The following is a 24,884-nucleotide window of genomic DNA, read 5'->3' on the forward strand; positions in this document are numbered from 1 at the left end:
CGATGTGGTCTAAGATCAGACATATAGTGTGGCGACGGGCGGCCCATCCGGCAAGGCTCGTCGTCTCTGGGCGGAAGGGGCTTGGAAGGGGAATGGCCGCGATGACCGACGACGCGCTGGCGATGGGCCGCACCGGCAACGGAGACGCCGGCCGCTCCCTGGCCCACCCCCTGAAGAACCACGCCCTGCGCGTGACGCTGACCAACGAGGTGCACACCCGCCCGCCGGAGGTGCTGTCCACCCCGGTGCGCGCCACCATGCTGGCGATGCTGTCGGGGGAGGGCGCGTCGGAGGCCGACCGGCTGCATCTGGAGAAGCTGTGCGACTGGGCCGGCGTGCCGCGCCCGCCCGCCGGGGCCACCCATTACAGCGGCTCCTTCGGCAGCTTCCGCCTGAAGTGGGAGCGGCACACCGAATTCTCCACCTGGACCGTCTTCCGTCCCAGCGCCGCGTCCCCGGCGGGCGTGCTGGTCGATCCCTTCCTGGAGCCGGCGCTGAACGCGGTGCCCAAGGAATGGCTGGCCGGACTGCCGGGCGAACTGATGGTCGGCGTCCATGTCGCCGTCCTCTACGCCGAATCGCCGGAGCCCTCGGCCAACATGCTGGCGGCGATGTTCGGCTCGCCGAGCTACATCGGCACGCGCATCTCCGGGCGGGCGGCGACGGCCTGGACCGACTTCCGCATCCATGGCGACGGCTTCTCGCGCATCCTGATCGCCGACCACGCGATGACCGCCAACCAGGCGGGCCGCGTCGTGCAGCGCCTGCTGGAGATCGAGACCTACCGGGTGATGGCGCTGCTGGCCCTGCCGGTGGCGCGCGGCGTGCTGCCGCGCATCGGCCCGATCGAGGCCGATCTGGCCGACCTGACCACCCGCATCGCCACCCTGCGCGGCCTGGACGACGAGCGGGAGCTGCTCGACCGGCTGACCCTGCTGGCCGCCCAGACCGAGCAGATCGCGGCGGAGACCGCCTACCGCTTCGGCGCGGCGCGGGCCTACTACAACCTCGTGGAAAAGCGGATCGTCGAACTGCGCGAGATCCGCATCGAGGGGCTGCCCACGGTGGGCGAGTTCATGGACCGCCGCCTCGCCCCGGCGATCCGCACCTGCGAGGCGGTGGAATCGCGCCTGCAAGCGCTGTCCCAGCGCGTGGCCCGCGCCAGCGACCTGCTGCGCACCCGGGTGGAGATCGCCGTGGAGGGGCAGAACGCCGAGCTTCTCCTCTCCATGGACAAGCGGGCGCAGCTCCAGCTCCGCCTGCAGGAGACGGTGGAGGGGCTGTCGGTGGTGGCGATCAGCTACTACCTCGTCGGCATCGTCGGTTACGCCGCCAAGGGGCTGAAGGGACTCGGCATGAAGGTCGATCCCGACCTGCTCGTCGGGCTGATGATTCCCATCGTCATCGCCTTCGTCTGGTCCGGCGTGCGCCGAATCCGCAAGGTCATCACCAGCGGGCACTGACGGCCCCGGAGCTTTTCCGTTCTAACACGGTGGAGGGATACCGCAGCGCGGACAGCGGCCGGACGGCGCCGCCCGCGGAAGGTCCCTTGCGTCCCGCGACCCAGGCGTGCAAGCCTAAAAACTTGATTTTCCGAGACAATTCGCTGTACCATCAAACTGCGACAGCTTGTCGCAGTGCGAAGCCGATACGGAAACTCAACTTCTGTTCTGATGCGGGCTTGAAATCGGCATTGCGCCTATGTCCTTCGTGTAGGGACGCCTGACTTGTACCCAAGCGCAGTGCAGGGTTAAGCTCGCGCTGCGGGGACCGCGCCACCCACAAACGGCACGATCCCTGCATAGACCGGCACCGTCGCAACGCCCGGACGCGCAACCGCCCGACAGGGGTGGAACGCACCAGGGAAACAGGGGCGAAGGCGGGTCCGGCGGGAAGGGACGACCGCCGTCCACGACCGTGGGCGGCGGGTAACGAAGAGGGTGGGGATGAAGACGCAGACCCTGAACGCTGCCGTTCTGGCGGCGCTGACATCTTTGTGTGGATTTGCCGCGACCGGTTCCGCCGCCGAACCCCATCCCTGGCAATTGGGGCTTCAGGAGGCGGCCACGCCGGTCAAGCACGCCATGGACTCGTTCCACGATCTGCTGACGGTGATCATCGTCGCCATCGTCATTTTCGTGGCGGGGCTGTTGGCCTGGGTGGCGCTGCGCTTCAACGCCAAGAAGAACGCCGTGCCGTCCACGACCTCGCACCACACGGTGCTGGAGATCGCCTGGACGGTCATTCCGGTCATCATCCTGATCGTCATCGCGGTGCCCTCCTTCAAGCTGCTCTACCAGGCGGAGCGGGTGCCGGAGTCGGAGATGACCATCAAGGTCACCGGGCGGCAGTGGTACTGGGACTACGAGTATCCCGACCACGGCAACATCGCCTTCTCCAGCTACATGATCCAGGAGTCGGAGTTGAAGCCCGGCCAGAAGCGCCTGCTTGAGGTCGACAACCGCGTCATCCTGCCGGTCGGCACGACCGTGCGCGTGCTGGTCACCGCGGGTGACGTCATCCATTCCTGGGCGGTGCCGAGCTTCGGGGTGAAGAAGGACGCCGTGCCGGGCCGCGCCAACGAGACCTGGCTGCGGATCGAGAAGGAAGGCGTCTATTACGGCCAGTGCTCCGAGATCTGCGGCATCAACCACGGCTTCATGCCGATCGCGGTCGAGGCCGTGTCGAAGGAAGCCTTCAACCAGTGGGTCGAGAAGGCCAAGACCGCTTACGGGACCCCCGACACCAAGCGCGACGTTGCCGAGGCGCAGTCCTCAAAGGTGGCGTCCGCCGGAGCCGTCCAGTAAGAATCACACTTTGGATGCAGCGGCACCTCAAAGAAAAATCATTCCGCCGACGCGAGGGTTAGAGACATGGCAAACGCCAATCCGGGGGAAGCGCAGGGACACGGCCACGGGCATGACCATGACCACCACATGCCGGGCTTCGTCGAGCGTTGGTTCTTCTCCACGAACCACAAGGACATCGGAACGCTCTACCTGATCTTCTCGGTGATCGCCGGGCTGATCGGCGGGTTGTTCTCGGTCATCATGCGTCTGGAACTCCAGTCGCCGGGCATGCAGTTCGTCAGCGACGGGCAGGTCTGGAACGTGCTGATCACCGCGCACGGCCTGATCATGGTGTTCTTCGTGGTGATGCCGGCGCTGATCGGCGGCTTCGGAAACTGGTTCGTGCCGCTGATGATCGGCGCGCCCGACATGGCCTTTCCGCGGCTGAACAACATCAGCTTCTGGCTGATCGTCCCGGCCTTCCTGCTGCTGCTGGGCTCCGCCTTCGTGGGGCAGGGCGCGGGCACCGGCTGGACGATCTATCCGCCGCTGTCCTCGACGCTGGGCCAGAACGGGCCGTCGGTGGACATGGCGATCTTCGCCCTTCACCTCGCGGGCGCCTCGTCGATCCTGGGTGCGGTGAACTTCATCACCACGATCTTCAACATGCGCGCGCCGGGCATGACGCTGCACAAGATGCCGCTGTTCGTCTGGGCGATGCTGGTGACCGCCTTCCTGCTGCTGCTGGCCGTGCCGGTGCTGGGCGGCGCCATCACCATGCTGCTGACCGACCGCAACTTCGGCACCAGCTTCTTCAACCCGGAGGGCGGCGGCGACCCGATCCTGTTCCAGCATCTGTTCTGGTTCTTCGGCCACCCCGAAGTCTACATCATGATCCTGCCGGCCTTCGGCATCATCAGCCACATCGTCTCGACCTTCTCGCACAAGCCGGTGTTCGGCTATCTCGGCATGGCCTACGCGATGGTCGCCATCGGCGTGGTCGGCTTCGTGGTGTGGGCGCACCACATGTACACGGTGGGCCTGGACGTCGACACCAAGGCCTACTTCACCGCCGCCACGATGATCATCGCGGTGCCGACGGGGGTGAAGATCTTCTCCTGGATCGCCACCATGTGGGGCGGGTCGATCGAGTTCCGGGTGCCGATGCTGTGGGCGCTCGGCTTCATCTTCCTGTTCACGGTCGGCGGCGTGACCGGCGTGGTGCTGGCCAACGGCGGCATGGACATCGTGCTGCACGACACCTACTACGTGGTCGCGCACTTCCACTACGTGCTGTCGCTGGGTGCGGTCTTCTCGATCTTCGCCGGTTGGTACTACTGGATCGGCAAGATGTCGGGGCGCCAGTATCCGGAGTTCTGGGGCAAGGTTCACTTCTGGACGACCTTCATCGGCGTGAACCTGGTCTTCTTCCCGCAGCATTTCCTGGGTCTGGCCGGCATGCCGCGCCGCATCCCGGACTATCCGGACGCCTACGCCGGCTGGAACATGGTTTCCTCGTTCGGCGCCTATCTCTCCTTTGCGTCGACGCTTCTCTTCGTGTGGATCGCGTACAAGACCCTGCGCAGCGGCGAGAAGGTCGAGGCCGCCTATTGGGGCCCGCAGGCCGGCACGCTGGAGTGGACCGTGAGTTCGCCCCCGCCGTTCCACGCCTTCGAGACGCTGCCGCAGGTGAAGTGACGTATCGGTTGTGACCATGACGCCGGGGGTGCCTGGGAGGCTCCCTCCGGCCAAAGAGCCGAAAAGCCAGAGGATAGTGAAGTATGACGGACCTGAGCATTGAACGGGTCTCGACAGGTCCGGTCTCCGGATCGACGCCGGGTGACTACATCGAACTGCTGAAGCCGCGGGTGATGTCGCTCGTGGTCTTCACCGGGCTGGCCGGCATCGTGCTGGCGCCCGGCCACATCCACCCCGTGCTGGCGGCGGTGGCGGTGCTGTGCATCGCGGTCGGGGCCGGGGCCTCGGGCGCCATCAACATGTGGTACGACCGCGACATCGACGCGGTGATGTCGCGCACCGTCCGCCGCCCGATCCCGTCGGGTCGGGTGGAGCCGGACAACGCGCTGGCCTTCGGGGTGATCCTGGCCGCGGCGTCGGTCGTGGTGATGGGGTTGGCGGTCAACTGGGCGGCGTCGGCGCTGCTGGCGATGACCATCGGCTTCTACGTCTTCGTCTACACCATGTGGCTGAAGCGGCGGACGCCGCAGAACATCGTGATCGGCGGGGCCGCCGGCGCCTTCCCGCCGATGATCGGCTGGGCGGCGGTGACGGGCGGGGTGGAGTTGCCCTCCATCCTGCTGTTCCTGCTGATCTTCCTGTGGACGCCGCCGCATTTCTGGGCGCTGGCGCTGTTCCGCAACGGCGACTACACCCGCGCCGGGGTGCCGATGATGCCGGTGGTGGCCGGGCCGGACTCCACCAAGCGTCAGATGCTGGCCTACACGCTGGTCCTGCTGCCGGTGGCGGTGGCGCCGTACTTCCTGGGCGTCGGCGGCCTTGCCTATCTGATCGGGTCGAGCCTGCTGGGCACCTACTTCGTGCTGTGCGCGGTCCGCGTGCTGCGCGCCACCGACGACAAGCCGGCCAAGCGGATGTTCGGCTTCTCGATCCTCTACCTGTTCCTGCTGTTTGCCCTGCTGATGGGCGAGCATCTGGTGAGCGGAATCCTGACGACCGGAGGCGGGGCATGACGATCATGGATGAATCCCACGAGGAACGCCGCAAGCGGCTGCGCGGGCGCAACTACGCGGTCCTGGCCGCGCTGATCGGGCTGGTGGTGATGTTCTACGTCATCACGCTGGTGCGGATGGGCGGACACTGACCACCACGACCGGATCAACGCAAGGGGAGGGAGCGGCGCCATGAGCGACCGGCCTGAAAGCGACAAGGGGCTCCGGCGGAAGAACCGCCTGTTCATGGCGGGGCTGTTCGGTCTCGTCTTCGGGATGGTCGGGCTCGCCTACGCCTCGGTGCCGCTCTACGCGCTGTTCTGCCAGGTGACCGGCTTCGGCGGCACCACCCAGCGGGCCGACGCTGCCCCCGCGCGGCAGGTCGACCGCGTCATCAAGGTCCGCTTCAACGCCGACGTGAACCAGTCGCTGCCCTGGCGCTTCAAGCCGGAGCAGAAGGAGCTGACGGTGAAGCTGGGCGAGATGGGGCTGGCCGCCTATCAGGCCGCCAACCGGACGGACCGGGCCACCGTGGGGACCGCGCTCTACAACGTCACGCCGGACAAGGTCGGCAAGTACTTCAACAAGATCGAGTGCTTCTGCTTCACCGAGCAGGTGCTGGAACCCGGTCAGTCGGTGGACATGCCGGTGGCCTTCTTCGTCGATCCGGCCCTGGCCGACGATCCGGCAATGGAGGATGTGACCACCATCACCCTGTCCTACACCTTCTTCCGCGCCAAGGACGAGACCCAGGTGCTGGCGCAGCACGCAACTCAGGCCGCGGGTGCGAAAGGCACCGGGACCGCGGCGAACTGAGAACGCTGTAAAAAAGAGACAGTCTGAACAGAGAATTAGGGCTGAACGAAGAAATCGGGCGAAACAAACCGGGGTTGGAAAGAGACGATGGCCGACATCACGCACGCGCACATGCCGCATCCCCCAGCCTCCGCGCACGGCGCGGGGGAGGGCGCCGGCATCCCGCATCCCTACCATCTGGTGAAGCCGAGCCCGTGGCCTCTGCTGGGCGCCTTCGCGGCCGGTCTGTTCGCGACGGGCATGGTCATCTACATGCACGGCGGCGGCTGGCTGCTGGCGGCCCTCGGCTTCGCGTCCATCCTGGGCGTGATGTTCGGCTGGTGGCGCGACATCATCAAGGAGGCGGTGCGCGAGAAGGCGCACACCCCGGTGGTGAAGATCGGCCTGCGCTACGGCATGGCGCTGTTCATCGCCTCGGAGGTGATGTTCTTCGCCGCCTTCTTCTGGGCCTTCTACGACGCGGCTCTCTACCCCAAGGTGTTCGCCGAGAACCCGCAGGGCGTCTGGCCGCCGCCGAACATCACGGTGCTGGAGACCTTCCACCTGCCGCTGATGATGACGCTGATCCTGCTGCTGTCGGGCGTCACCGTCACCTGGGCGCACCACGCCATCCTCGAGGGCCGCAACAAGGAGGCCTCGCGCGCTCTGGGCCTGACCGTCCTGCTGGGGGTGATGTTCACCTTCTTCCAGGGCTGGGAGTACGCCCACGCCGCCTTCGGCTTCACGCAGGGCATCTACCCGTCGACCTTCTACATGGCGACCGGCTTCCACGGCTTCCACGTGATCGTCGGCACCATCTTCCTGGCGGTCTGCTGGTTCCGCACCATGAAGGGCCACTTCACCCCGCGGAGCCATTTCGGCTTCGAGGCGGCGGCCTGGTACTGGCACTTCGTGGACGTGGTCTGGCTGTTCCTGTTCGTGTCGATCTACTGGTGGGGGTCGCTGGGCGCCACGAGCGGCCACTGAACGATCCCCCCTGTCGCCTTGCGAAGCCCTTCTCCTCCACCGGGGGAGAGGGGCTTCCCATTCCTGGAAGGAGGCGAATGATTTGAGCACCTATCATACCAGCCCGTCGCCGCTGACCGCGGGCCTGCGCTGCGCCTGCCCGCGCTGCGGACGGGGCAAGCTGTTCCACGGTTATCTGACGGTCAACGAGCGCTGTTCGGTGTGCAATCTGAACCTCGCCCGGCAGGACAGCGGCGACGGGCCGGCGGTGTTCCTGATCTTCATCCTGGGCTTCCTGGTCGTGCCGGTGGCGCTGTGGGTGTCGATGACGGTGGACTGGCCGCTGTGGCTGCACGCCATCGTCTGGAGCATCGTCGTCCTTGGGCTGGCGCTCGGCATGCTGCGCCCGGCCAAGGCCTACGTCGTGGCGCTCCAGTACCGCCACCGCCGCAACGAGCTGGAGGACCCGGACGCGTGACCATGACCGCCGCCGTTGAATCCCGCCGCTTCCGCCCCTCGCTGTGGGCGACGCTGATCACCGTGCCCGCCGTCCTGGTCATGCTGGGGCTGGGCACATGGCAGATGCAGCGGCTGGCGTGGAAGGAGGATCTCGTCCGTCGGGTGGAGCAGCGGCTGCACGCCGCCCCCATTCCGCTGCCCTCCGCCATCGCGGATCCGGAGGCGCTGGAGTTCCGCCCGGTGACCGTCACCGGGCGCTTCCTGAACGACAAGGAACTGCTGCTGGTGGCCCGGCCCCGGCAGGGGCAGGCGGGCTACGAGCTGCTGACCCCGCTGCAGCGCCCGGCGGCGGACGGCGGCGGCGTGGTGCTGGTCAACCGCGGCTTCCTGCCCATGGACAAGCGCACCCCGGCTAGCCGTCCGGAGAGCCGGGTGGAAGGGCCAGTGACCGTCACCGGTCTGGTCCGCCTGCCGCAGCCCGCCGGCTGGCTCCAGCCGGGCAACCGGCCGGGGGCGGAATCCTGGATGCGGCTGGACCCGCCGGCCATGGCGGCGTCCGCCGGGCTGGAGAAGGTCGCCCCGCTGGCGGTCGAGATGATTCCCGACCCGGCGCGCGGCAACGCGCCGCAGACTGGAATGCTGAACGGGATTCAGCCACTGGTCGAGTTGCCCAACAACCATAGGCAATACGCCTTCACCTGGTTTAGCCTCGCCGCGACGCTGGTCGTCGTCTATGTGCTGTCCCAACGCCGGAGGACCGGTCCGGCATCCTAGGAGTTGCGCCTCATGACAGCCGCCTATCGGGAGTTGGAACGCCGTTTCGCCCGCATCGCCGCCATCGGCGACGCCCTGGGCATCCTGGGCTGGGACAGCCAGACCATGATGCCCGACGGCTCCAGCGACGGGCGGGCGGAGCAGACCGCCACCCTGACCGTGCTGGCCCACGAGCTGCAAACCGATCCCCGCTTGGCCGACTGGCTGGCGGAGGCAGAGGGCACGGGCGGGCTGGACGATTGGCAGGCGGCCAACCTGCGGGAGATGCGGCGCACCCACCGCCACGCCACCGCCGTTCCCGGCGACCTGATCGAGGCGACCAGCAAGGCGATCTCGGCCTGCGAGATGATTTGGCGCACCGCGCGGGCGGAGAGCGACTTCGCCAAGCTGCTGCCCAGCCTGTCGGAGGTGCTGCGCCGCGTGCGTGCGTGCGGCGAGGCCAAGGCGGCGGCCATGGGGCTGTCGCCCTACGACGCCATGCTGGACGAGCATGACCCGGGCGCCCGCTCCGAACGGATCGACGCACTGTTCGCCGGGCTGGCCGGCTTCCTGCCGGAGCTGATCGGGCGCGTCCTCGATCGTCAAGCCACAGAGCAGGCGCCGCTGCGCCCCGTGGGGCCCTTTGCCGTCGCCAACCAGAAGGCGCTGGGCGAGCGGCTGATGCGCGCGGCGGGGTTCGACTTCACCCGTGGGCGGCTGGACGTGTCGCTGCATCCCTTCTGCGGCGGCGCCACCGGCGACGTGCGCATCACCACCCGCTACGACGAGGACGATTTCACCAAGGCCCTGATGGGGGTGATGCACGAGACGGGGCACGCCCTTTACGAGCAGGGCCGCCCGCGCGACTGGCTGCGTCAGCCGGTCGGGCTGGCCCGCGGCATGGCGGTGCATGAGAGCCAGTCGCTGATCGTGGAGATGCAGGCCTGCCGCTCCCCTGAGTTCCTGTGCTGGCTGGCCCCGGTCGCGCAGGAGGCGTTCGGCGGCTCCGGCCCGGCTTGGGAGCCGGACAACCTGCGCCGCCTCTACAGCCGGGTGGAGCGCGGCTTCATCCGGGTGGACGCCGACGAGGTGACCTACCCGGCGCACATCATTCTGCGCTACCGGCTGGAGAAGGCGCTGATCGCCGGGGACTTGGCCTTGGCCGACCTTCCCGGCGCCTGGAACGACGGTATGAAGGAGTTGGTCGGGGTAGTGCCGCCGAACGACCGGCTGGGCTGCCTTCAGGACATCCACTGGCCGTCCGGCGCCTGGGGCTACTTCCCCAGCTACACGCTGGGCGCCATGACCGCCGCCCAGCTGTTCGAGGCCGCGGCGAAAACCGATCCGGACATCCGCCCGGCGCTGGCGCGCGGCGATCTCGGGCCGCTGGTGGCGTGGCTGGGGGAGAATGTTCACGGCAAGGGCTGTCTCTACGCGTCCGGTGACGATCTGCTGACGGCGGCCACCGGGCGCCCGCTCGACGCGTCGGTGTTTCGGCGGCATCTGGAAGGCCGGTATCTGGGGGTTTGAGCGAAGCTTTTGCCCCACCCCGGCCCTCCCCCGCTTCGCAGGGAAGGGCCGGGGTGGGGGCACAAGTTTCGCCGATCCGCGTTCGCTGCTGCGGAAGAATTCGCAAAATTCGCTGAACGCAAAAGGCTGACGGGTAACCCTCCTTCGTTTCCGAACGCTTTTCCAAACAACCGACCGACCGACCGGATAAACAGCTTCAAAACAGCGCAAGCACTCGACGCGTCTTCATTGTCTCAAATGCCTTCAAAATCCTTCCTTCCGGACATGGTCACACATGTCTTGGATTGCCGGAATTAAGCAACATTCCTGGCAATATTTCGTTAACCATAAACCGCCAGCCTCCGGCCCAACGCGAATGGCAACGAGGGCTGAGAACAATGGGCATCGCCAAGGGCTTCCTGCACACGGACGGCAACCAGATCGTCGATTCGTCGGGCCAGAACGTCAAGCTGACCGGCGTCAACTGGTTCGGCGGCGAGGGCTTCGTCTTCAACCCCAACGGCATGGACATGCGCGGGTACTGGGGGATGATGGAGCAGATGAAGGAGATGGGCTTCAACACCATCCGTCTGCCGTGGAGCGACGCGGCGCTGGACGCCGACCGGGCGACGGGCATCGACACCTCCAAGAATCCCGACCTCGCGAACAAGTCCCCGCTTGAGGTCATGGACAAGGTGATCGACTACGCCGGGCGCATCGGCATGAAGGTCATCCTCGACCACCACCGCTCCAGCGACGGTGCGTCGGCCAACGAGAACGGCCTGTGGTACGACGACAAGTACCCGGAGTCGAAGATGATCGAAAACTGGAAGATGCTGGCCGAGCGCTACAAGGGCAACGACACGGTGGTCGGTGCCGACCTGCACAACGAGCCGCACGGGCAGGCGACCTGGGGCGGCGGCGACAAGGCCACCGACTGGGCCTGGGCCGCGGAGCGCATCGGCAACGAGATCCAGTCCGTGAACAAGGATTGGTTGCTGCTGGTCGAGGGCGTCGAAATCCATGAGAACCAGTGGGAGTGGTGGGGCGGCAACCTGCGCGGCGCCAAGGACCGTCCGATCGAGTTCGACAATCCGGGCAAGCTGGTCTATTCGGTCCACTCCTACGGTCCGTCCATCCATGAGATGGAGTGGTTCAAGGCCAGCGACTATCCGAACAACCTGCCGGGCCAGTACACCGACAATTGGGGCTGGCTGCTGAAGGACGACAAGGCGCCCGTGCTGGTCGGCGAGTTCGGCGGCAAGCTGGAGACCGATCAGGACAAGGCCTACATGGCCAAGCTGATCGACTATATGAACGGCGACCTGGACGGCAACGGCACCAACGACCTGGGCGCCGGCAAGGAAGGGGCGAGCTGGACCTACTGGTCGTGGAACCCGAACTCGGGCGACACCGGCGGCATCCTGAAGGACGATTGGCAGACGGTCGACCAGACCAAGTACAACGCCATCAAGGAAGGCCTGTTCGACGGTGGCGGCAGCCCGGCCAAGGCCGCCTGGGCTCCGGCGACGGCGCAGGCGCTTGGGGAGGGCGACATCAACGTCCTGTCCCACACGGTGACCCAGCCGCAGCCGGTGGACCACAGCACCGCCGCGTCGGTGGCCGCCGCGCTGGCCGCCCAGACGGTGGAGCTTCCGCCGGTCGATGCCGCGCACGATGCCTCGGCGCTGCATCACGACCCGCTGGACGTCCACACCGGCGCGTGATTGGCGGGCAGTGACTCCCTCTCCCGCCCCGGGAGAGGGAAGGGGCCCGCGCGCAAGCGTGGGAAGGGTGAGGGTATCGCCCGGAAGCAACGCCTTGATCCTCGTGCGACCCTCACCCGCTCTCGGCGGACCGAAGGTCCGCCTGCCGCGTCAGCGCTGGCTTTCAGCCAGCGCGAGAGCCCGCTTCACGGGCACCCTCTCCCGGGGCGGGAGAGGGACGGTGGAATGCAACGCACCCGGAACCCGCCGCTTGCACCGCGTGTGGGAGGGCGCTAACTATGCCCGTTCCACAAGAGTCGCCGGCCCGCCACAGCGTCGGCCACCTTCAGGCGTCGGAGAGTGTGCGTTGAAGTACGTCAGCACGCGGGGCCAGGCCCCGGTCCTGGGTTTCGAAGAAGTCCTTCTGGCCGGTCTCGCGCGTGACGGCGGCCTTTATGTCCCGGAAAGCTGGCCGCAGTTCTCGGCCGACGAGATCCGCGCGATGCGCGGCCTTCCCTACAGCGAGATCGCCGTGCGCGTCATGCTGCCCTTCCTGGGCGGCGCCATCGCCGAGGACGATTTCCGCGCCATCGTGAAGGACGCCTACGCCAGCTTCGACCACGCCGCGGTGGTTCCGCTGGTGCAGCTCGACCAGCGCACCTGGGTGATGGAGCTGTTCCACGGCCCGACGCTGGCCTTCAAGGACGTGGCGCTGCAACTGCTCGGCCGCCTGTTCGACCATGTGCTGGCCAAGCGCGGGGAGCGGGTGACCATCGTCGGCGCCACCTCGGGCGACACCGGCTCCGCCGCCATCGAGGCGTGCCGCGACCGCCGGAACGTGGACATCTTCATCCTGCACCCGAAGGGCCGCACGTCGGAGGTGCAGCGCCGCCAGATGACCAGCGTCCTGTCGGACAACGTGCACAACATTGCGCTGCACGGCACCTTCGACGACTGCCAGGATCTGGTGAAGGCTCTGTTCAATGACATGGCCTTCCGCGACAAGATGGGCCTGTCGGCGGTGAACTCGATCAACTGGGCGCGCATCATGGCCCAGATCGTCTATTACTTCGCCGCCGCGGTGGCGCTGGGCGCGCCCGACCGCAAGGTGGCCTTCACCGTGCCCACCGGCAATTTCGGCAACGTCTATGCCGCCTACGGCGCGCGGGCGATGGGCCTGTCGGTGGAGCGGCTGGTCGTGGGCTCCAACGCCAACGACATTCTGGCCCGCTTTTTTGCCAGCGGCACCATGTCGGCGGCTCCGGTCGTGCCCACATTGAGTCCCAGCATGGACATCCAGATCTCCTCCAACTTCGAGCGGCTGCTGTTCGACCTGCTGGGCCGCGACGGCGCCGCGGTGCAGGCCGCCATGGACGGCTTCCGCGCGGACGGCAAATTCGCCGTCACCGACGCGCAGCTGGCCGAGGCGCACGCGATCTTCGCCGCGGGCCGCGCCGACGACGCCCGGACCATGGACGTCATCAAGGAGGTCTGGGAGAAGACCGGCGGCTATCAGGTCGATCCGCACACCGCCGTCGGCATCCATTCGGCGGCGACCGCCCCGGTCGATCCGTCGGTGCCGGTGGTCGTGATGGCGACCGCCCACCCGGCCAAGTTCCCCGACGCGGTGGAGACGGCCACGGGCCGGCGGCCGGTCCTGCCGCCGCGCCTCGCCGACCTCTACGAGCGCGAGGAGCGGCTGTCCGAGCTGCCCAACGACATGGCGGCGGTCCAGGAGTTCGTCGTCGCCCGCGCCCGCGCCGCCAAGGAGGCCGCATGAGCATCCGCGTGACCACGCTGCCGAACGGGCTGCGCGTCGCCACCGACACGATGCCCGGCGTGCAGTCGGTCTCGCTCGGCTGCTGGGTCGGGGTCGGCACGCGCAACGAGTCCGCGAGCGTCAACGGCGTGGCGCATCTCGTCGAGCACATGCTGTTCAAGGGCACCGAGCGGCGCTCCGCCTTCCGCATCTCCGAGGAGATCGAGAATGTCGGCGGCCAGCTCAACGCCTACACGACGCGCGAGCAGACGGCCTATTACGCCAAGGTCCTGCACGAGGACGCGGCGCTGGCGCTCGACCTCATCGCCGACATGCTCCAGAACTCCGTCCTCGACAGCGACGAGCTGGTGCGGGAGCGCACGGTGGTGCTCCAGGAAATCGGCCAATCCGCCGACACCCCCGACGACATCATCTTCGACCATTTCCAATCCACCGCCTATCCGGGGCAGGCGCTTGGGCGTCCGGTGCTGGGGTCGGCGGAGATTGTCGGCGCCCTGTCGCGCCCGGCGCTGGTCGACTACATCGATGGCCATTACGGCGCGCCGGGCATCGTCCTGGCCGCCGCCGGTCGGCTGGAGCATGACCGGCTCGTCGACATGGCCCTGTCGGCCTTCGACGGGCTGTCCTCGCGCCCGGCGCCGGAGTCCGAGGACGCGCGCTACGCCGGGGGTGACTTCCGCGAGGCGCGGGACCTGGAGCAGATGCACCTCGTCCTCGGTTTCGACGGGGTGGGGGTGCACGATCCGGACTATTACGCTCATTCGGTGATGTCCACGCTGCTCGGCGGCGGCATGTCCTCCCGCCTCTTCCAGGAGGTGCGGGAGAAGCGCGGGCTGGTCTATTCCATCTACACCTTCTCCGGCGCCTACCGCGACGGCGGCCTGTTCGGCGTCTACGCCGGCACCGGCGAGGACGAGGTGGCGGAACTGGTCCCGGTCGTCTGCGACGAGCTGATGCGGGTGACCGAGGACGTGACCGACGAGGAGGTGGCCCGCGCCGCCGCCCAGCTCCGCGCCGGGACGCTGATGGCGCTGGAAAGCTCCATGTCGCGCTGCGAGCAGCTCGGCCAGCAGCTCCTGGTCTACGGGCGCCCGGTGCCGGTGGAGGAGATCGTCGAGAAGATCGGCGCGGTCGACCGCGAGTCCATCGTCCGCGTCGCCCGGCGCCTGCGCGAGAGCCGCCCCACCGTGGCCGCGCTCGGCCCGATCGGACGGCTGGAGGAGTATGACCGCATCGCCGCGCGGTTCCGGTAAGGGGCGCGCCAGGGTGGGAGGGGCAGCATGATCCGCCTGCTCGGCAGTGGTCTCATCAGCCCGCCGGCGGTCCGGCTCGACGGGCCGATCTGCTACATCCGCCCGCCGCTGCCGCGGGACTGGCGGGAATGGGCCGACCTGCGGGCGGACTCCCGCGCCTTCCTGACCCCCTGGGAGCCGACCTGGCCGGCGGACGCCCTGACACGCAGCGCCTTCGGGCGCCGGCTGCGGCGGCAGGCCCAGGAATGGCGCGACGACCAGGGTTACAGCTTCCTCGTCTACGACCGGGCGACCGACAGGCTGGTCGGCGGGCTGGGGCTGACCAACCTGCGGCGTGGCGTGGCACAGATGGCGACGCTCGGCTACTGGGTTGGGCAACCCTACGCGCGCAACGGCTACATGTCCGGCGCCACCCGGCTGGTGCTGGATTTCGCCTTCGGGCAATTGGGGCTGCACCGGGTCGAGGCGGCCTGCCTGCCGACCAACGCGCCCAGCCGCGGCCTGTTGGAAAAGGTCGGCTTCACCCACGAAGGCTACGCGCGCGGCTATCTGCGCATCGACGGGGTGTGGCGGGACCATGTCCTCTACGCCATCCTGCGCGAGGAGTGGCGCGGGTAGCCCGTCCGGTCGAGGTGCCCGACTCCAAAATCCCAAGGCTTTGTCCCGGCCGGCTTAACCCGCGGTTAAGGGACCGGGCGCAGGCTGACGGCATGTCCTTCCCATCGCGCGAGGCGGATATGTCGTCGAACCCCACCTGGACGAAAGAAAATTCCCTGACCTACACCGTCGAGCTGGACGGACGCCGCGTCGATCTGCGCTACGAGGCGTCGGGCTTCCAGAGCGGCTGGGCGGTCTACGCCGGAGACGAACTGGTCGAACGGTGCAGCGAGCTGATGCAGGCCCGCGGCCTCGCTCTGGCGATCGCCAGCAAGGGTCCGTGAGTCAAAAGTTCTGACATGAGGTCCCGCCGCTTGCGGTGCGGCGGGTCGTGACCGTGACCGGGAGCGGACGCCGTCAGGCGTGCCCGGCCTCCGCCGACAGCATGGACAGGCTGACGCCGAGCTTGGCGATCGAGCGTTCCCACTTGGTGTCCAGTTCGGGATCGAACAGCAGAGTCTCGTCGCAGGGCACGTTCAGCCAGCCGTTCGCCTGAATCTCCGCGTCCAACTGCCCCGGCCCCCAGCCGGCGTAGCCGAGCAACAGGATGTTGCGGCGCGGCCCGCGGTCCTCGGAGATCGCGCGCAGGATGTCGATGGTCGCGGTCAGCGCCACCTCGTCGTCCACCACCAGCGTGCCGTCCCGCACGTAATCGGTCGAATGCAGGACGAATCCGCGACCGGACTCCACGGGGCCGCCATAATGGACGGGCATGTTGGCGAGCGGCTCCTGGATCTCGATCTCGAGCTGCTCCAGCAAATCCTCGAAGGTGACCGACCCGAACAGGCGATTGACAACGAGGCCCATGGCGCCGTCTTCGTTGTGGGCGCACATATAGATCACGGTCCGCTGGAAACGCGGGTCCGTCATGCCCGGCATGGCGATCAGCAACTGGCCGGTCAGATAGTCCGAGGACTTGGTCAGGTGCGGCATGGGCGCTATCCTTAGTGTCGGGGGACGGGCGGGCCGTTGGGCGGCCACCCGAAGCCGTCTTCGCCCGAGTGTGACAGCACGGGCCAAGCTTTGTCATCCATATACAGCCGCGGCCGATGGGCGGCCCGCTGCGTCTTGATATGAGAACAGTCGGTGCGATGAAAAGGTTTGTTCCATTCCTGATCGCCATCCTGGCCTTGGCCGCCCCCGGACTGGGAAGGGCGGAAACCGGCTCCTGGGTCAAGTCCGGCCCGGTGGAGGCCCGACTCGTCGCGTCGGTTCAGGGGGTGGGCGATCTCGCCAAAATCCCCCTGGGGCTGGAGGTCCGGCTGGAGCCGGGCTGGAAGACCTATTGGCGCACCCCAGGCGACGCCGGTTTCGCGCCGCGGCTGGACTGGTCGGAGTCGCGGAACCTCGAGGCGACGGAGCTGATCTACCCGGCCCCGCACCGCTTCACCGTTCTGGGGTTCGAGACGGCGGGCTACGACGCGGAGGTGCTGTTCCCCATCGCCGCCACCCCAGCGGAGCCGGGCAAGCCGCTCGACCTCGCGCTGAAGGCGGAACTGCTGGTCTGCTCGACCATCTGCGTGCCGGAGATGGTGGCGCTGTCCCTGTCCATCCCCGAGGGGCCGGCAACGCCCGGGCCGTCGGCCAACGACATCGCCCGCGCCCAATCCCTGGTGCCCGGCGACGGGCGGGCGTCAGGCCTGACCGTCACGGCGGTGCGCGGCCAGGGCGCCGCGCTGGAGGTCGAGGTCACCGCCCGCGAGCCGATGGTCGCCCCCGACGTGTTCGTGGAAACCGACCCGCCGGTGACCTTCGCCGCGCCCAAGAGCCAGTTCCTCGACGGCGACCGGCGCGCGATCCTGCGGTTGGACGCCACCGACCCGACGCCCGGCCTGGACCTCGCCGGACGGGCGATGACGCTGACCGTGGTCGACGGCAATCGCTCCGTGGAGGCTCCGGCGACCGCCGCGGCCGGGCTGGGAGGCGCCGGGGCGGCTCCGGCGGGGCTGCTGGCCATGCTGGGCGTCGCCCTGCTGGGCGGGCTGATCCTGAACCTGATGCCCTGCGTGCTGCCGGTGCTGTCGCTGAAGCTGCTGTCCATCGTCCAGCATGGCGGACGGGCGCCCGCGGCGGTGCGCGCCGGCTTCCTGGCCTCGGCGGCGGGCATCCTGACCTCTTTCCTGATCCTTGCCGGGGCGCTGGTCGCGGTGAAGGCGGCGGGTGGCGCCGTGGGCTGGGGCATCCAGTTCCAGCAGCCGCTGTTCCTCGTCTTCATGATCGTCCTGGTGACCCTGTTCGCCGCCAACCTGTGGGGTCTGTTCGAGCTTCCGCTGCCGCGCGTCATCGCCGACCGGATGGGTGGGCCGGAGGGGCAGGGGCCAGAGGGACAAAGGCTGGGCGGCCAGTTCGCCACGGGCGCCTTCGCCACGCTGCTCGCCACGCCCTGCTCCGCGCCCTTCCTGGGGACGGCGGTGGGCTTCGCGCTGGCGCGCGGGGCGCTGGAGGTGTTCGCCATCTTCGCTGCGCTCGGCGTCGGGCTGGCGCTGCCTTACCTGCTGATCGCCGCCTTCCCGCGCGCCGCGCGCCTGCTGCCGCGTCCGGGGCGCTGGATGGTGGCGCTGCGCCGGGTGCTGGGCGGGGCGCTGGCCCTGACCGCGCTCTGGCTGCTGTCGGTGCTGGTCGTCCAGGTGGGCGAGGTGCCGGCGCTGGCCGTCGCCGTGCTGATGGGCGGGCTGGTCGCCGCGCTGTGGCTGGGCCGCCGGCTGGCGGAGACGGCGCGCTGGGCCGGGGCGGCGCTGGCCGGGCTGCTGGCCCTGGTCGCCTTCGCCGTTCCCGCCGTCTTCGGCCCCTCCGCCGGGGCGGCCCCGGTCGCCGAAAGCACAGCGGCGCGCTGGGTCGCCTTCGACGAGTCGGCGATCCGCGAGCAGGTGGCCGCCGGGCGCACCGTCTTCGTCGACGTCACCGCCGACTGGTGCATCACCTGCCAGGCGAACAAGAAGCTGGTGCTGAACCGCGGCACCGTCGCGCAACGGCTGGAGGACGCCGGGACGGTGACCGCCATGCGCGCCGACTGGACCCGCCCGGACGAGGTCATCGCCCGTTACCTTGCCCGACACGGCCGCTATGGCATTCCCTTCAACATCGTCTATGGTCCGGGGGCTCCGGACGGCATCGCGCTTCCGGAGTTGCTGACCGAAGGGACCGTCCTCGACGCACTCGACCGGGCGTCCGGCAAGATCAAAAGCTGAAACACAAAAAATTGGGAGTTCAGGAGACATGACCATTCAAGTGGGCGACGCCATCCCGTCCGTCACGCTGAAGCACCTGACCGACAACGGGATGCAGGACATCACCACCGACGCGCTGTTCAACGGCAAGACGGTGGTGATGTTCTCCGTGCCGGGCGCCTTCACCCCGACCTGCTCCGCCAAGCATCTGCCGGGCTTCGTCCAGAAGGCCGAGGACCTGAAGGCCAAGGGTGTGGACGACATCGTCTGCCTCGCCGTCAACGACCCCTTCGTGATGCGCGCCTGGGGCGAGAAGAACGGCGTCGGCGGCAAGGTCACCATGCTGCCGGACGGCAACGCCGCTCTGACCCAGGCGCTGGGCCTGACGATGGACGGCACGGGCTACGGCCTCGGCCTGCGTGGCCAGCGCTTCGCCCTGGTGGCCAAGGATGGCAAGGTCACCCACCTCGCCGTTGAGAAGCCGGGCCAGTTCGATGTGTCCTCGGCGGACGCGGTGCTGGGCGCGCTGTAAGGGGAGCCTGAAATCCCTCTCCCGTCTTGGGAGAGGGTGCCCGCGCAGCGGCCTCTCGCGCTGGCTGAAAGCCAGCGCTGACGGCGGCAGGCGGATGCCGGTGGCATCCGCCGAGAGCGGGGTGAGGGTGCCGGCAAGGATCAATGCACCATTCTCGCCAGTACCCTCACCCTCCCGCCGCTCTGCGGCGGATCCCTCCCTCTCCCGAGGCGGGAGAGGGCCAATTTGCGGCCTTACCTCCCCTTCGTGCGGTCCCAGGTGGTGTCGGCCACGCCGCGCTCTCGCAGCTTCGCCTTCTGCACCTTGGCGGTCGGCGTCTTGGGGAAGGCGTCCACGATGTCGATGTAGCGGGGCTGGGCGTAGCGTGGCAGTTCACGCTCGGCGAAGGCGGCCACGGCCTCCGGCGTCAGGGCGGCGCCGGTTGCTGCGACCAGCGCGACCATGATCTCGTCCTCCGCCCCTGGAATGCCCGCCGGCACGGCGTAGGCGGCGACCTCCGCCACGCCCTCCAGCCGTGACAGCACCGTCTCCACCTCGTAGGACGAGACGTTCTCGCCGCGGCGGCGGATGCAGTCCTTGATGCGGTCGACGAAGGTGACGTAGCCCTCCGCGTCCATCACCGCGGCGTCGCCGGTGTGGAACCACAGGTTTCGCCACGCCTCCACCGTCTTGTCGGGCATCCGGTGATAGCCGGACAGGAAGCCGAAGGCGGCCTTCGGGCGCACCATGACCTCGCCGACCTGACCGCGCGGCACCGGGATGTCGGTCTGCGGGTCGCGGATCTCCACCTCGAAGTAACGGTCGTAGACCTTGCCGCAGGTGCCGGGGCGCGGCTTGCCCATCTCGGCGTAGAGCGGGATGTTCACCTCGGTCATGCCGTAGAGGCTGATGACGTCGCGGACGCCGAAGCGCTCGCGCAGCACCCGCTCGGTGTCCGCCGGGTTGGGGGCGGCGCCGACGAGGCGCAGGGGGTGGTCCCGGTCGTCGGGGCGCGGCGGCTGGGCCACCACGAAAGCGGTGACGGCGCCCAGCGAGTTGGTCACCGTGCAGCCATGGCGCCGGATGTCGTCCAGCCAGGAGGAGGCGCTGAATCGCTCGCGCAGCACCGCCGACCCGCCGGAGATCATCGCGGCGTAGAGCTGCATGTAGAGCCCGTTGGCGTGGAACAGCGGCAGGCAGATGTAGAAGCGGTCCTCGTCGGTCAGCGCGAAGTTGTCGATGGAGCCCAGCCCGAACAGGAAGCCGTGGCCGTGCGGCATCAGCACGCCCTTCGACAGGCCGGTGGTGCCCGACGTGTACATGATGCAGGCGTCGTCGCCGGCGCGGGGCAGGGGGCCGTCGTAGGGGGCGGCATCGCGCCAGCACTCCAGCGCGGCGTGCGGCGATCCCGCCGCGGCGCCGGGAACCACCAGCCTGCGCAGCGCGGTCAGGCGCGGGGCGATGTCGGTGATGCGGTCGGCCAGAGCGGCGTCGACCACAGCCAGGGCGGCCCCGGCGTTCTCCAGCTGGTGCTCCAGGAAGCCGCCCTTCAGCTCCGTGTTCAGCGCGACCATGACGGCGCCCAGCCGCCCCAGCCCCAGCCACACGCGCACGAAGTCCAGCCCGTTCGGCAGCATCACCGCCACTTTGTCGCCCGGCTTCACGCCCAGCCCGGCGAAGAAGCCGGCCACGCGGGCGGCCTGCTCCTGCGCCTCGGCGTAGCTCAAGGATTCGCCGCCGATCATTGTGACGAAGGTCTTGCCGCCGCGTTCGGCGGCCTGATGGGCCAGCACCTCGGGCAGCACCCAGCGGGCTTCGTTCCGCACATGCGGATACATCTCGGTCTCCTCCCAACGATCTTTCGTCGTTCGTTATCGGAGGGAGCCTAGCGGGACGGCGGGTCCGCCGTCCACAAACCCTTGAGGATGGTCGCCGTTCGCCGGGCGGGATCAGCCCCGCGCGGCCTGCCGGACGTCGGCGACGCCCTGGCGGGCCAACGCGTCGGCCCGCTCGTTCTCCGGATGGCCGGCGTGGCCGCGGACCCAGTGGAACTCGATGCGGTGCTGCCGCTTCGCCTCGTCCAGGCGCCGCCACAGATCCTCGTTCTTCACTGGCTTCTTGTCGGCGGTCTTCCAGCCACGGGCCTTCCAGCCGTGAATCCACTGGGTGATGCCGTTCTTCACATACTCGCTGTCGGTGTAGAGCCGCACCTCCATGGGCCGCTTCAGCGCTTCCAGCGCCTGGATGGCGGCCATCAGCTCCATGCGGTTGTTGGTGGTGGCCGGCTCGCCGCCGTACAACTCCTTCTCCACCCCGTTGTAGCGCAGGATGGCGCCCCAGCCGCCGGGGCCGGGGTTGCCGCTGCACGCGCCGTCGGTGAAGATGTCGACGATCTTCGGGGCGCCCTTGTCGCCGCCGGTGCCGTTGTTCGCTGCGTCCGTCATGGCGTCAGACCTGATAGCTGCCGCCGTCGTCGAGCGCGTAATCGCCGAGCCCGCGGACGGTCTGATGGAAGCGCAGCTTGCGCAGATATTCCAGCGGGTCCTTCGGGCGCACGAAGGCTCCCGGCGGATGGTTCAGCCAGTCGTAGAGGCGCGTCAGCAGGAAACGCAGGGCACTGCCGCGGCACAGCCAGGGCAGGGCGGCCAGCTCCGCCGGCGACAGGGGGCGGACCTTCTGGTAGCTGGTCAGCAGCATCCGCGCCTTGGTGGCGTTGAACGACCCGTCGGCCTCGAAGCACCATGCGTTCAAGCAGATCGCAATGTCGTAGGCCAGGAAATCGTTGCAGGCGAAGTAGAAGTCGATCAGGCCGGACAGCCCGTCGCCGCGGAAGAACACGTTGTCAGGAAACAGGTCGGCGTGGATGACCCCGGACGGCAGGCCGGCGGGCCAGTTGGCCTCCAGCGCCGCAAGCTCCGCCTCCAGCGTCGCGCGCAGGTCGCGGGCTACCTCGTCGGCGCGCGGTGCGCATTTTCCGGCCAGATCCTTCCAGCCGTCCAGCGACAGGGCGTTGGGACGCTCCATCCGGAAGTCGGCGACGGCCAGATGCAGGCGGGCCAGCGCCGTCCCCAGCTCCGCGCAGTGGTGCGGCGTGATGCGGCGCGGCCACATGCCGGCCAGGAAGGTAACGATCACCGCCGGGCGCCCGGCCAGCTCGCGCAGGGCCTGCCCTTCCGTGCCCTGGACCGGCAACGGGCAGGCGATGCCCTTGTCAGCGAGATGCTCCATCAGGCCCAGGAAGAAGGGCAGATCCTCCCGCCGGGTGCGCTTCTCATAGAGCGTCAGGATGTAGGGGCCGCGCTCCGTCACCAGGAGGAAGTTGGAATTCTCCACCCCCTCCGCGATGCCCTTGCAGGACAGGACGGCGCCCAGATCGTACTGGGCGATGAAAGCGTTCAGCTCGTCGTCAGTGACTTCGGTGTATACGGCCATGCCAGCGCCTTACCGGGATTCGGGGCGCCGGTCAATGCTGCCGCGACCGCTCACCCCTGGGCCGCTCACAGGGCGATGCCGTCGTAAAGCGCCGCCAGGGGAAGCTCCGCCCCGATGGAGGCCAGCGGCAGCGTGGCGTCCTCGGTGAAATCCTCGACGATCCAGCGCCGCCCGTCGCGGCGCCAGAGCTGCGCCCGTACGGCGCGGCTGTCCACCAGCAGCACCTCCTGCACCGAGGGGATCTGCATATAGTCGGGCACCTTGGTGCCGCGGTCGTGGCTGGCCGTGCTGTCGGACAGGATCTCGACCACCAGCACCGGATTCGGCGTCGAGCGCTGGCCGGGCTGGTGGGGCGAGCAGGTGACGGCGATGTCGGCCTCGTAGAAGCGGTCGGCGCGGTCGTCGCGTTCGATGGCCGTTTCCGTCAGCACGAAGCACGATGGGCGCAGGCGCCGCCGAATCTCGAAGGCAATGTTGCCCGAAAGACGGCTGTGCGCCTGGCTGCAAGGGCTCATTCCCCGCGGCTGCCCGCCGACCAGCTCGTAGCGCGTGTCCGGCTCCTGCCGGTCTGCCCAGACGAGGAACTCGTCGATGTCCATCTTCTGGATGGCCGGCTTCTGGATGGCGGGCGCGCCCATGAACGTCTCCTTCGCGAAGGCCGGTCCCTGGATTATGCGGGTCTTTGCATTATGCGTCTGCCGGGACCGGACGGGAAGGGGCGCCGCCGTCCAGCAGCGACTTCGGCAGCTTGAAGGTGATGTCCTCGAAGGCGGTGCGCAGCTCCTCCACCGTCACGGCGTAGCGGGCGCGAGCGGCCTCCATGACCTCCTCCACCAGCACCTCGGGGGCCGACGCTCCGGCGGTGATGCCCAGCGTGGCGACTCCGTCCAGCGCCGACCAGTCGATGTCCGCCGCGCGCTGGACGAGCTGGGCGCGCTGGCAGCCGTGGATCTTCGCCACCTCGACCAGCCGCTTGGAATTGGAGGAGTTCGGCGCGCCCAGCACCAGCAGGGCGTCCACCTTCGGCGCGATGGCCTTCACCGCCTGCTGGCGGTTCGTGGTGGCGTAGCAGATGTCCTCCTTCTTCGGCCCGCCGATCGACGGGAAGCGGGCCTGAAGGGCGGCGACGATGCTCGCCGTCTCGTCCACCGACAGGGTGGTCTGGGTGGCGTAGGCGAGGTTTTCCGGGTCGTCCACCTGGACCGTCGCCACGTCCTCCACCGTCTCCACCAGCACCACGGCGCCCTGGGGAAGCTGGCCCATGGTGCCGATCACCTCCGGGTGGCCGGCGTGGCCGATCAGGACGATCTGGCGCCCCTCGTTGAAGTGGCGCTCGGCCTCGCGGTGCACCTTGCTGACCAGCGGGCAGGTGGCGTCGAGGTAGAACAGGCCGCGCTGCTCCGCCGCCGCCGGGACCGACTTCGGCACGCCGTGGGCGGAGAAGACCACCGGTACACCGTCGGGCACCTGATCCAGCTCGTCCACGAAGATGGCGCCCTTGGCCTCCAGGCTCTGCACCACGAATCGGTTGTGGACGATCTCGTGCCGGACATAGACGGGGGCGCCGAACCGCTCCAGCGCCACCTCCACGATCTGGATCGCGCGGTCCACGCCGGCGCAGAAGCCTCGGGGGGCCGCGAGCAGGATGGTCAGGGGCGTCTGGGTCATGCGCGTCGTTCCGGTGTCTCGAAAAAGGGGGTGTAAGGGTTCGTTCGTCGCAGCGGCGGCGTGGCCTTGTGCCGGCCCCACCGCTTCTCTAAAGTCGTGGCAGAACACACCCTTCCAACCGTTAGGTCAGACCGATGGACCGCCGCCGCGACCGTAATATAGGAACCCCCGCCCGGAAAAGCCCGCGGGCGCTTGCATTCGCGAGTCTCGGTGTTCTGGCGCTTACCGGCTGTTCCGGACTCGGGGGCGGATCGAACACGGCGGCGGACGCGGCCCTGGCCTGCCCGAAGGTGTCCATCGTCCGCGATCTGGCGGAGGTCACCCAGTTCCGCAACGGCGGCGGGCGCGACCTGACGGACGTCACCTCCCGCGCGGCTCTGGCCGACTATTCCGGCAACTGCGACTACACCAGCGACGGCGTCACGGTGAACGTGAACGTTTTCCTGATCGCGGAGCGCGGGCCGGCCATGCAGGGCAACACGGCGAACTACCGCTATTTCGTCGCCGTCGCCAAGCCGGGCGAGGAGGCGCCGACCACCAAGACGGAGTTCGACACCTCCGTGACCTTCGAGTCCGGCAAGCTCCGCTCCGGCAGCCGCGAGGAGCTGGCGCCGAAGATCCCGCTGCCCAAGGACGCCAATGGCAAGGACTGGAAAATTTTCCTGGGCTTCCAACTGACGCCGGAGCAGTTGGCCTTCAACAGGGCGCAGATGAAGCAGTAAAGCTGCTGACCTCTTTCGACCCGCTGT

24 protein-coding genes are annotated in these 24,884 nt (G+C 68.4%); 18 read left to right on the plus strand and 6 right to left on the minus strand.

The features are described 5' to 3' along the window. Positions 1 to 92: 92 nt before the first annotated feature. From DS837_RS02830 to DS837_RS02895, 15 genes are all read left to right on the plus strand, one after another. Positions 93 to 1,463, plus strand: a complete 1,371-nt coding sequence (locus DS837_RS02830) for a DUF3422 family protein (RefSeq protein WP_345772108.1) — start codon at positions 93 to 95, stop codon at positions 1,461 to 1,463. Positions 1,464 to 1,946: 483 nt separating this feature from the next. Continuing rightward, complete coding sequence (gene coxB, locus DS837_RS02835; RefSeq protein ID WP_149163317.1) at positions 1,947 to 2,807, plus strand: cytochrome c oxidase subunit II; 861 nt, start codon at positions 1,947 to 1,949, stop codon at positions 2,805 to 2,807. A 66-nt stretch (positions 2,808 to 2,873) separates the two neighbouring features. Further along, entirely contained in the window at positions 2,874 to 4,487 is a 1,614-nt protein-coding gene (gene ctaD / locus DS837_RS02840; RefSeq protein ID WP_149163318.1) for a cytochrome c oxidase subunit I, read from the plus strand. A gap of 83 nt (positions 4,488 to 4,570) precedes the next feature. Further along, complete coding sequence (gene cyoE / locus DS837_RS02845; protein ID WP_149163319.1) at positions 4,571 to 5,500, plus strand: heme o synthase; 930 nt, start codon at positions 4,571 to 4,573, stop codon at positions 5,498 to 5,500. Beyond that, positions 5,497 to 5,631, plus strand: coding sequence for a hypothetical protein (locus DS837_RS33015; protein WP_256380051.1), 135 nt, complete (start codon positions 5,497 to 5,499; stop codon positions 5,629 to 5,631). The genes cyoE and DS837_RS33015 overlap by 4 nt, the downstream gene beginning before the upstream one ends. Before the next feature lie 40 nt (positions 5,632 to 5,671). Next, positions 5,672 to 6,295: a cytochrome c oxidase assembly protein gene (locus DS837_RS02850; protein ID WP_149163320.1), complete on the plus strand. Its 624-nt coding sequence runs from the start codon at positions 5,672 to 5,674 to the stop codon at positions 6,293 to 6,295. A gap of 87 nt (positions 6,296 to 6,382) precedes the next feature. Then, entirely contained in the window at positions 6,383 to 7,261 is an 879-nt protein-coding gene (locus tag DS837_RS02855) for a cytochrome c oxidase subunit 3 (protein ID WP_247889737.1), read from the plus strand. 82 nt (positions 7,262 to 7,343) lie between these two features. Next, the gene (locus DS837_RS02860; protein ID WP_149163321.1) at positions 7,344 to 7,718 is read left to right on the plus strand and encodes a DUF983 domain-containing protein; all 375 of its coding nucleotides are present in this window, start codon (positions 7,344 to 7,346) and stop codon (positions 7,716 to 7,718) included. A 2-nt stretch (positions 7,719 to 7,720) separates the two neighbouring features. Beyond that, on the plus strand, positions 7,721 to 8,473 hold the full coding sequence (locus tag DS837_RS02865) for an SURF1 family protein (RefSeq protein ID WP_149163322.1): 753 nt from the start codon (positions 7,721 to 7,723) through the stop codon (positions 8,471 to 8,473). A 12-nt stretch (positions 8,474 to 8,485) separates the two neighbouring features. Beyond that, on the plus strand, positions 8,486 to 9,982 hold the full coding sequence (locus DS837_RS02870) for a carboxypeptidase M32 (RefSeq protein ID WP_149163323.1): 1,497 nt from the start codon (positions 8,486 to 8,488) through the stop codon (positions 9,980 to 9,982). 377 nt (positions 9,983 to 10,359) lie between these two features. After that, complete coding sequence (locus DS837_RS02875; protein ID WP_149163324.1) at positions 10,360 to 11,688, plus strand: glycoside hydrolase family 5 protein; 1,329 nt, start codon at positions 10,360 to 10,362, stop codon at positions 11,686 to 11,688. Positions 11,689 to 12,034: 346 nt separating this feature from the next. Continuing rightward, a complete protein-coding gene (gene thrC, locus DS837_RS02880; protein ID WP_149163325.1) occupies positions 12,035 to 13,447 on the plus strand; it encodes a threonine synthase in 1,413 nt (470 codons plus the stop codon). After that, positions 13,444 to 14,700 carry a M16 family metallopeptidase gene (locus tag DS837_RS02885; RefSeq protein WP_149163326.1) on the plus strand — a complete coding sequence of 419 codons (1,257 nt, stop codon included), beginning with the start codon at positions 13,444 to 13,446 and terminating at the stop codon, positions 14,698 to 14,700. The genes thrC and DS837_RS02885 overlap by 4 nt, the downstream gene beginning before the upstream one ends. A gap of 27 nt (positions 14,701 to 14,727) precedes the next feature. After that, positions 14,728 to 15,318, plus strand: coding sequence for a GNAT family N-acetyltransferase (locus DS837_RS02890; RefSeq protein WP_149163327.1), 591 nt, complete (start codon positions 14,728 to 14,730; stop codon positions 15,316 to 15,318). A 119-nt stretch (positions 15,319 to 15,437) separates the two neighbouring features. After that, positions 15,438 to 15,641, plus strand: a complete 204-nt coding sequence (locus tag DS837_RS02895; protein ID WP_149163328.1) for a hypothetical protein — start codon at positions 15,438 to 15,440, stop codon at positions 15,639 to 15,641. A gap of 73 nt (positions 15,642 to 15,714) precedes the next feature. Here the strand turns inward: DS837_RS02895 and DS837_RS02900 are convergent, their stop codons facing one another. Beyond that, the gene (locus DS837_RS02900) at positions 15,715 to 16,290 is read right to left on the minus strand and encodes a YqgE/AlgH family protein (protein ID WP_149163329.1); all 576 of its coding nucleotides are present in this window, start codon (positions 16,288 to 16,290) and stop codon (positions 15,715 to 15,717) included. Positions 16,291 to 16,448: 158 nt separating this feature from the next. Between DS837_RS02900 and DS837_RS02905 the strand changes: the two genes are divergently transcribed. Together DS837_RS02905 and DS837_RS02910 are read left to right on the plus strand one after the other, a co-directional pair. After that, positions 16,449 to 18,545 (plus strand): protein-disulfide reductase DsbD family protein, encoded by a 2,097-nt coding sequence (locus DS837_RS02905; RefSeq protein ID WP_149163330.1) that lies wholly within the window; start codon positions 16,449 to 16,451, stop codon positions 18,543 to 18,545. A 28-nt stretch (positions 18,546 to 18,573) separates the two neighbouring features. Next, on the plus strand, positions 18,574 to 19,056 hold the full coding sequence (locus DS837_RS02910; RefSeq protein ID WP_149163331.1) for a peroxiredoxin: 483 nt from the start codon (positions 18,574 to 18,576) through the stop codon (positions 19,054 to 19,056). 233 nt (positions 19,057 to 19,289) lie between these two features. Here DS837_RS02910 and DS837_RS02915 read toward each other — a convergent pair whose 3' ends face one another. From DS837_RS02915 to ispH, 5 genes are all read right to left on the minus strand, one after another. Further along, positions 19,290 to 20,873 carry an AMP-binding protein gene (locus DS837_RS02915; protein WP_149163332.1) on the minus strand — a complete coding sequence of 528 codons (1,584 nt, stop codon included), beginning with the start codon at positions 20,871 to 20,873 and terminating at the stop codon, positions 19,290 to 19,292. A 111-nt stretch (positions 20,874 to 20,984) separates the two neighbouring features. Further along, complete coding sequence (gene rnhA, locus DS837_RS02920) at positions 20,985 to 21,479, minus strand: ribonuclease HI (RefSeq protein ID WP_149163333.1); 495 nt, start codon at positions 21,477 to 21,479, stop codon at positions 20,985 to 20,987. A 4-nt stretch (positions 21,480 to 21,483) separates the two neighbouring features. Beyond that, entirely contained in the window at positions 21,484 to 22,467 is a 984-nt protein-coding gene (locus DS837_RS02925) for a homoserine kinase (RefSeq protein WP_149163334.1), read from the minus strand. A 65-nt stretch (positions 22,468 to 22,532) separates the two neighbouring features. Continuing rightward, positions 22,533 to 23,105, minus strand: a complete 573-nt coding sequence (locus DS837_RS02930; protein WP_149163335.1) for a Uma2 family endonuclease — start codon at positions 23,103 to 23,105, stop codon at positions 22,533 to 22,535. Positions 23,106 to 23,154: 49 nt separating this feature from the next. After that, complete coding sequence (ispH, locus tag DS837_RS02935) at positions 23,155 to 24,135, minus strand: 4-hydroxy-3-methylbut-2-enyl diphosphate reductase (RefSeq protein WP_149163336.1); 981 nt, start codon at positions 24,133 to 24,135, stop codon at positions 23,155 to 23,157. A 290-nt stretch (positions 24,136 to 24,425) separates the two neighbouring features. Here ispH and DS837_RS02940 point away from each other — a divergent pair, with 290 nt between their 5' ends. Then, complete coding sequence (locus DS837_RS02940) at positions 24,426 to 24,857, plus strand: hypothetical protein (protein WP_247889738.1); 432 nt, start codon at positions 24,426 to 24,428, stop codon at positions 24,855 to 24,857. The last annotated feature ends 27 nt before the right edge of the window (positions 24,858 to 24,884 follow it).

Source organism: Azospirillum brasilense (assembly GCF_008365405.1).
In the GTDB taxonomy this organism is placed as follows: domain Bacteria; phylum Pseudomonadota; class Alphaproteobacteria; order Azospirillales; family Azospirillaceae; genus Azospirillum; species Azospirillum brasilense_D.

Excerpts from the sequence above, each read along its gene's own strand:
- DS837_RS02870 (WP_149163323.1), top strand. The coding sequence starts at position 8,486 with ATGACAGCCGCCTATCGGGAGTTGGAACGCCGTTTCGCCCGCATCGCC.
- DS837_RS02895 (WP_149163328.1), top strand. The coding sequence starts at position 15,438 with ATGTCGTCGAACCCCACCTGGACGAAAGAAAATTCCCTGACCTACACC.
- DS837_RS02905 (WP_149163330.1), top strand. The coding sequence starts at position 16,449 with ATGAAAAGGTTTGTTCCATTCCTGATCGCCATCCTGGCCTTGGCCGCC.
- DS837_RS02900 (WP_149163329.1), bottom strand. The coding sequence starts at position 16,290 with ATGCCGCACCTGACCAAGTCCTCGGACTATCTGACCGGCCAGTTGCTG.
- DS837_RS02915 (WP_149163332.1), bottom strand. The coding sequence starts at position 20,873 with ATGTATCCGCATGTGCGGAACGAAGCCCGCTGGGTGCTGCCCGAGGTG.
- DS837_RS02830 (WP_345772108.1), top strand. The coding sequence starts at position 93 with ATGGCCGCGATGACCGACGACGCGCTGGCGATGGGCCGCACCGGCAAC.
- cyoE (WP_149163319.1), top strand. The coding sequence starts at position 4,571 with ATGACGGACCTGAGCATTGAACGGGTCTCGACAGGTCCGGTCTCCGGA.
- DS837_RS02885 (WP_149163326.1), top strand. The coding sequence starts at position 13,444 with ATGAGCATCCGCGTGACCACGCTGCCGAACGGGCTGCGCGTCGCCACC.
- DS837_RS02855 (WP_247889737.1), top strand. The coding sequence starts at position 6,383 with ATGGCCGACATCACGCACGCGCACATGCCGCATCCCCCAGCCTCCGCG.
- ctaD (WP_149163318.1), top strand. The coding sequence starts at position 2,874 with ATGGCAAACGCCAATCCGGGGGAAGCGCAGGGACACGGCCACGGGCAT.
- rnhA (WP_149163333.1), bottom strand. The coding sequence starts at position 21,479 with ATGACGGACGCAGCGAACAACGGCACCGGCGGCGACAAGGGCGCCCCG.
- DS837_RS02910 (WP_149163331.1), top strand. The coding sequence starts at position 18,574 with ATGACCATTCAAGTGGGCGACGCCATCCCGTCCGTCACGCTGAAGCAC.
- DS837_RS02850 (WP_149163320.1), top strand. The coding sequence starts at position 5,672 with ATGAGCGACCGGCCTGAAAGCGACAAGGGGCTCCGGCGGAAGAACCGC.
- ispH (WP_149163336.1), bottom strand. The coding sequence starts at position 24,135 with ATGACCCAGACGCCCCTGACCATCCTGCTCGCGGCCCCCCGAGGCTTC.
- DS837_RS02925 (WP_149163334.1), bottom strand. The coding sequence starts at position 22,467 with ATGGCCGTATACACCGAAGTCACTGACGACGAGCTGAACGCTTTCATC.
- coxB (WP_149163317.1), top strand. The coding sequence starts at position 1,947 with ATGAAGACGCAGACCCTGAACGCTGCCGTTCTGGCGGCGCTGACATCT.
- DS837_RS02930 (WP_149163335.1), bottom strand. The coding sequence starts at position 23,105 with ATGGGCGCGCCCGCCATCCAGAAGCCGGCCATCCAGAAGATGGACATC.
- DS837_RS02875 (WP_149163324.1), top strand. The coding sequence starts at position 10,360 with ATGGGCATCGCCAAGGGCTTCCTGCACACGGACGGCAACCAGATCGTC.
- DS837_RS33015 (WP_256380051.1), top strand. The coding sequence starts at position 5,497 with ATGACGATCATGGATGAATCCCACGAGGAACGCCGCAAGCGGCTGCGC.
- DS837_RS02865 (WP_149163322.1), top strand. The coding sequence starts at position 7,721 with ATGACCGCCGCCGTTGAATCCCGCCGCTTCCGCCCCTCGCTGTGGGCG.
- DS837_RS02890 (WP_149163327.1), top strand. The coding sequence starts at position 14,728 with ATGATCCGCCTGCTCGGCAGTGGTCTCATCAGCCCGCCGGCGGTCCGG.